Annotated in this window: 6 protein-coding genes; 3 read left to right on the top strand and 3 right to left on the bottom strand. The window is 34.8% G+C overall.

The features are described 5' to 3' along the window. Positions 1-320: 320 nt before the first annotated feature. Both J6L95_RS03720 and J6L95_RS03715 read right to left on the bottom strand, forming a co-directional pair. The gene (locus J6L95_RS03720) at positions 321-1,166 is read right to left on the bottom strand and encodes a Cof-type HAD-IIB family hydrolase (protein WP_287458194.1); all 846 of its coding nucleotides are present in this window, start codon (positions 1,164-1,166) and stop codon (positions 321-323) included. 87 nt (positions 1,167-1,253) lie between these two features. After that, the gene (locus J6L95_RS03715; RefSeq protein ID WP_287458193.1) at positions 1,254-2,114 is read right to left on the bottom strand and encodes a YitT family protein; all 861 of its coding nucleotides are present in this window, start codon (positions 2,112-2,114) and stop codon (positions 1,254-1,256) included. A 107-nt stretch (positions 2,115-2,221) separates the two neighbouring features. Here J6L95_RS03715 and J6L95_RS03710 point away from each other — a divergent pair, with 107 nt between their 5' ends. The 3 genes from J6L95_RS03710 to J6L95_RS03700 all read left to right on the top strand — a co-directional run bounded on the left by J6L95_RS03710 (position 2,222) and on the right by J6L95_RS03700 (position 5,581). Further along, positions 2,222-2,902: a response regulator transcription factor gene (locus tag J6L95_RS03710; RefSeq protein ID WP_029069959.1), complete on the top strand. Its 681-nt coding sequence runs from the start codon at positions 2,222-2,224 to the stop codon at positions 2,900-2,902. Beyond that, complete coding sequence (locus J6L95_RS03705; RefSeq protein WP_287458192.1) at positions 2,895-4,571, top strand: sensor histidine kinase; 1,677 nt, start codon at positions 2,895-2,897, stop codon at positions 4,569-4,571. Before J6L95_RS03710 ends, J6L95_RS03705 begins: the two co-directional genes overlap by 8 nt. Before the next feature lie 71 nt (positions 4,572-4,642). Further along, positions 4,643-5,581 carry a 3-hydroxyacyl-CoA dehydrogenase gene (locus J6L95_RS03700; protein ID WP_287458191.1) on the top strand — a complete coding sequence of 313 codons (939 nt, stop codon included), beginning with the start codon at positions 4,643-4,645 and terminating at the stop codon, positions 5,579-5,581. Between the two features lie 28 nt (positions 5,582-5,609). Here J6L95_RS03700 and J6L95_RS03695 read toward each other — a convergent pair whose 3' ends face one another. Next, positions 5,610-6,023: an Hsp20/alpha crystallin family protein gene (locus J6L95_RS03695; RefSeq protein WP_074685523.1), complete on the bottom strand. Its 414-nt coding sequence runs from the start codon at positions 6,021-6,023 to the stop codon at positions 5,610-5,612. Positions 6,024-6,327: the final 304 nt, after the last annotated feature.

Raw genomic sequence — 6,327 nt, 5'->3', positions numbered from 1 at the left:
TTTTGCAATATTTTTCATGAAGGGCTACGATAGCCCTTCATGAAGGAGCGTCTTAAATCAGCATGCAGAACATGGAAGGGAGCAGGACTCGTGACATAAGATTGCAGAAACGCCCCTGTGTGTCTGACTGCTTTGTCCAATGCTCAAGAGGGACTTACAAATACAGGGAAGGGTGACGGCATCTGATTTTTTTGGCATATTGAAACTGAAAGAAAATACTGCCGTTCTTTCAGCTGTCCAGACATGAATGCGGAGCCAGCCCGTACCCCCTGACATCTGCTGATGTCAAGACCTTGGAGAATGGCCTAGGCCATTCTTTTTTATATGAGATTAAGTTTCTTAAAGGCATTATATAAGCCATCTTCATCAACATCATCAGTAATATAATCAGCAGCTTCCTTGATCTGTTTTCCACCATTTCCCATAGCGACATTATAATTGCAGCATTCAAACATCGATAAATCAATTTTCGCATCACCAAATGAAATTGTTTCTTCTTTACTAGCATGAAGATGATCAAGCAATACTTCAATCGCATGTTTCTTAGTAATATCCTTAACTCCTAGATCACCAAATAAAGCCTGCTCATCTTTTCCACCCCATGTATTAGCAACAAGATTAGGGAAGTCTTTGATAGAATCAAGATGATCCTGATAGCTTCTTAAGACGAATGAAACTTTATTGACATCATCACGATAGAGATCTTCTCCTTGAAGATGAATATACTGATTCATGCTTTCCGCTTTAAATTTAGCAAGATCATCAATCTTTTTCCCTTTGCCAAGAACATACTTCGCTAAAGCCTCTGGCCCCTGCTTGATATAGTAGTCATTGATATACATTCCACTGTTTGCTTCAAGATAAAAGCCTATTTCTCTTTTATTGCACCAATCAACAATCGCTTTTACATCGTCTTTAGAAAGACTCTTGTGCATGATGACTTCTCCTTGATCTTCCACATATCCACCATTAGCACCAATCATGCCATCTAGTTTCATAGTTCTAAAATCACGCTGTTCAATTTCAGCCTTAGAGCATCCAGTACAAATATAGACCTTATGTCCATTTTCTCTAGCCATATTGACTGCTTTTTCAGCAGAGACAGGCAGTTTTGCTTCATAGTTGATTAATGTACCATCTACATCAAGAAATATTATTTTTTTCATATCATATCCTCCATTATCATATCCTCCATTTTTATTTTAACAAGGAATCCAATAAAAAATACAAAAAAAGCACATTCTGAAAATGTGCTAATCCAAAGGTTCCTGATAAAATTTTCCTTTAATTGCCATAGAGTGAGTGACATTGACAAAAGCATTAGGATCAATGGCCATGATAGAATCCATGGCTATCGATAATTCATTTTCACTTATGACCGAATAAAGCATAGTACGATCTTCATGCTTATAGCTTCCTTTAGCAGAAATTCTTGTACTTCCATGTTTTGTTTTCTCATAAAGCATCTTTTCAATTTCATCAGCTTTATTTGTAACAATAAACATTGTGATCTGATGATCATTGGTATGGAAAGTCTTAATAGCTTCAGTGGAAACATATTGAAAAACAATGGAGTAAAGGGAAGCTTCAAAGCCAAATAGGAAGCCTGCGGTAATAAGAATACAGATATTAAGACCTAAAATAATATTCCATGATGACATGTTATATTTTCTATTTAAAAATATGGCAATAAAGTCAGTTCCTCCCGAACTGGCTTTTCCTTTTAAGGCAATCGAAATTGCAATACCATTTAGTAGACCACCAAATAACGCAATTAACAATGGGTCATTGGTAATGGTATAACTTGGAAGAAGATCAACCATAAAAGAGTTCAAGATAATCATAATAACACTGAAGGCGGTAAACTTCTTGCCCACAAGTTTAAATCCTAAAGCTGCTGGAACCGCATTTAATGCAATATTGATAATGGAATAGGGAAGAGGAAGATTAAAGAACTTCATCGCACTTCTTTGAATAAGCAAAGTCATCCCTGTAAGACCACCTGGAACCAGATTACCTGAATGAACGAATGTCTTAATGTTAAATGACATGATCAAAGATGCCAATAAGACAAAAAGAAAAGATTTTGTGTACTTGATAATAATAGATTTCATAATTTTCACCTGGAGCTATTCTAACCTTTTTAGTGATTAAAGAAAACAGGTTATTGACATTATCTTTACTTTTTTTATGATAAGACTTGTAAAAAAGGAGTAGAAGCATGGCAGAAAGAGTATTTGTAGTAGAAGATGATGAAAATATTCAGGAAATAGTGAAACTAGCATTAGAATCTAATGGGTATGAAATCACCTTATTTGATAATGCAGAAGATGCTGTTAAAGAAATAAACAAGGAAACACCCGATTTAGCAATCTTTGATATCATGTTGCCAGAAATGGATGGCATTGAAGCAATCAAGCTTATTAGAGAAAAGGATAAAGAATTACCATTGATGATCCTATCTGCAAAAAACAGAGAAATAGACAAAGTAAGAGGATTAGACTGTGGCTGTGATGACTATATGACAAAACCATTTGGGGTATTAGAACTTAATGCAAGAGTACGTTCACTTTTAAGACGCTCTAAAAAGTTAGGAAAAGTTTTCCATACCTCCACATTAAGAATAGATGACAATGCCCACAATGTGATCTTAAACGAAGAGAAGATAGAACTTACTCACAAAGAATATCAGGTTCTCGTCTATCTTATAGAAAACAGAGATCATGTCGTAAAAAGAGATGAACTCTTACAAGAAATATGGGGTTATGACTATGTAGGAGAGTCTCGTTCAATTGATGTACATATCAGATCATTAAGAGCGAAGCTTAAAGATGATGGAACAAAATATATTAAGACAATACGATCAGTGGGCTATCGTTTTATAGAGGATCTCAATGACTAGATATATTATCAAGCATTTCATTATCGTCTTACTTATATCCCTTGTCATTACCTCATCAATTACTTTTGTACTGTTTTCATTTAAGCAGGTAGATAATACAAAAGAAAGACTGATCTATGATGTTCAGCTTATTGATTATGCCCTTAACAATAAGAAAGATTTTAACAAGCAGATTGATAAACTTAGTCCCTTATCATCAATAAATAATTCAAGAATTTCTATTATTGATAAACAAGGAAAAGTCATTGCGGATACATACGGTATTCATCAAGGAAAAGATCACTTAAACCGTGAAGAAGTCAAAGAAGCACTAAAAAGCAAAAATCATACTGGCTTTGCGATTAGAAATAGTTCAACTATCAATGAAAGAGAAATGTATGCAGCATACTATGATGGACAATACATTGTCAGATTATCCATTCCCTATAATGGCATTGGTATCTTCCTGCCACTGATGATACCTTCTCTTGCTTTAAGTTTCACTATTGCTTTTATTGTCGCTGTCATTATTGCAAGACTGCTTGCTAAAAGAATATCTCAGCCATTGACTGAGATATCTGAATCCTTAAACAATATGACAGATGACTATCGTTTTAGTGTTCATAAGTATCCTCATGAAGAATACAATAATATCGTTGCAACGATTGAGAAGCTTTCTCATCGATTAAGAAAATCGATGAGAGAAACGCAGTTTGAACAAAACAAAATTGATCTTATTATACGAAGAATGAATGAAGGATTCATACTTCTTGATGAAAAGAAAAGAGTTCTTAGTATCAATAAGTCAGCCAAGAAGATTGTGGGACCACTTCATGAAAAAGATGACTTCAAGGACATCAAGCTAGAAGCTCTTCGTGATGCCTTGCATTCACCAGAAGAAAAGATTCGCGTTAAATTGAAATTAAATAATCGCTACTATAAATGTTATGTTTCAAAGTTTCCTTTTGGTACAGCCTTATTCTTTGTAGATATTACTGCCGCTAAGAATGCGGAAAAGATGAGAGAAGATTTCTTCTCAAGTGTCTCACATGAATTAAAGACACCGATTACTTCAATTAGAGGCTATAGTGAACTTCTATCAGAAGGTGTTGTTACTGATCCTTCCCTTCAGCATGATATGTTAGAGAAGATTCAAAAGCAGGTGGACAATATGTCCAATCTTATTAATGATATTCTTCTTCTCTCTCGTTTTGATAATGATGATATCGTTGTAGAACGTGTACCAGTCAATATGAAAAGTACAGTTGAAGACATTGTTTCAAGCTATGAATCTCTTTGTCTTAAAGAAGAGATTACTATTCATAAGGAAGTAGAAGATATTAACATCATGTTCCATCCGCAACAGATGGCGAACTTGTTAAGTAACCTTATTTCTAATGCTATTAAGTATAATCATCCAGGAGGATTGGTTAATGTTAATGTCTATAAAAATGAAGATGATCTTTTTATCGAAGTAAGCGATACAGGAATAGGTATTCCTCAAGAAGATCAAAACCGTGTCTTTGAACGATTCTACCGTGTCGATAAAGGACGTAGTCGTATGAAAGGCGGTACTGGATTGGGATTGGCAATTGTAAAACATATTGTTTCATTTAATAAAGGAAAACTCACTTTAACAAGTACTCCAGAGGTGGGAACAACTATCACGATACGTTTCCCAAATATTTAAAAGTGCATATTGCTTTTTAAAAAATTAGAAATTGATACAATGAGAATATCAAAAAAAGGAGGTATTCTCATATGAATTGGAAACATATCGTCGTTGCCGGCGGTGGTGTATTAGGAAGTCAGATTGCTTTTCAGAGTGCATATAGTGGCTATGATGTCACAATCTGGCTAAGAAGTGAAGCGTCAATTGAACGTGCAAGACCTAAGTTAGAACGTCTTAAGGCGATCTATCTTGATACACTAGAAAAAATGAAAACAGATCCTCGTGCATATGCAAGAGGATTAAGTGATCGTACTGATTTATCAGATGAAGAGATTGATCTTTTAAAGGAATATGTAGAAGAAGCATATCGTCATCTTCATTTAACTACAAGCTACGAAGACGCATTTTCAAATGCGGACTTTGTGATTGAAACAATTGCGGAAGATCCAGAACAGAAGATTGCATTTTATAAGGAAGCAAGCAAATATTTAAAAGATGAAGCGATTCTTGCTACTAACTCATCTACGATGCTGCCAAGTACTTTTGCCCCATATACGAATAGAGCAGATAAATATTTAGCATTACATTTCGCAAATGAAATCTGGAGAAATAATACTGCTGAAGTTATGGGTCATGAAGGCACTGATCAGAATGCATATGATCAAGTGGTAGAATTTGCAAAAAGCATTCACATGGTACCATTATGCTTAAAGAAAGAACAGCCAGGCTATATCTTAAATAGTATGCTTGTACCTTTCTTATCAGCTGCAGAAATGCTGCTGGCGACAGGTGTGGCTGATGTCAAGACTATCGATCAGACATGGATGCTTGGTACTGGTGCACCAGCAGGACCATTTAGAATATTGGATATTGTAGGATTAACAACAGCCTATAATATTGTCATTATGCATCCTGATGCTAAAAATCCTGAAACAGTTCAAGGCAAGATTGCCAATATGCTTAAGAGCTATATTGATGAAGGAAAAACAGGCATCAATGCTGGTGAAGGTTTCTATAAATATAAATAAAAAGAAGATGCGCGAGGCATCTTCTTTTTTATTCAATAGGAATACGTGAAGAATGATCTTCAATGTAGGCATCTTTCTTTGGAATAGTGATATTTAATTCACCGTTATCAAATGAAGCATTGAAATCACCTGCTTCATATTGATCACCTACATAGAAGCTACGGCTCATGCTGCCGGAATAGCGTTCTTTACGGATTATGTGACCTTCATCATTCTTTTCTTCGTTTTCATTCTGAGTATTTGCAGAGATGTTGAGGTAACCTTGATCAAAGTTAATTGTGATATCTTCTTTTTTGAATCCAGGAAGCTCAATGCTCATTTTATAGTCATTATCTGTCTCCTTAATATCACATCTCATACTGTTTACTCTTTTTTGCGGAGTAAAGAAGCCATCATCAAAGAAATCATCAAACATAGACTGCATACTTGGTAATAATTTCATACTATCGCCCCTTTTCTCAATTGTTCTGTACCCTTGGTACAACTTTATTGTAGCACTTCTTTTAGCAGAGTCAATAGCTGAGTGCTAATAATGATGAAAAACTATGAAAAAGATATGGTTATGAAAAATGTCATGGTATAATCCTGAGTTTGACAGCTAAAATCAAAAAAGAATGGTAAATTTGACGGTATAATCGCAATTTTTGCCATTCTTTTTTTGCTCTAATTTCTCGTAATATTTTTCGCTTTTGTTTGTTTTATGATTTTTTTCATATTTTTTTCTGAAGTGATTTCATGGTCCGTTC

This window comes from Kandleria sp., assembly GCF_017934775.1.
GTDB classification, from domain to species: Bacteria; Bacillota_I; Bacilli_A; order Erysipelotrichales; family Coprobacillaceae; genus Kandleria; species Kandleria vitulina.
This window is presented reverse-complemented; position numbering and strand designations above follow the sequence as displayed.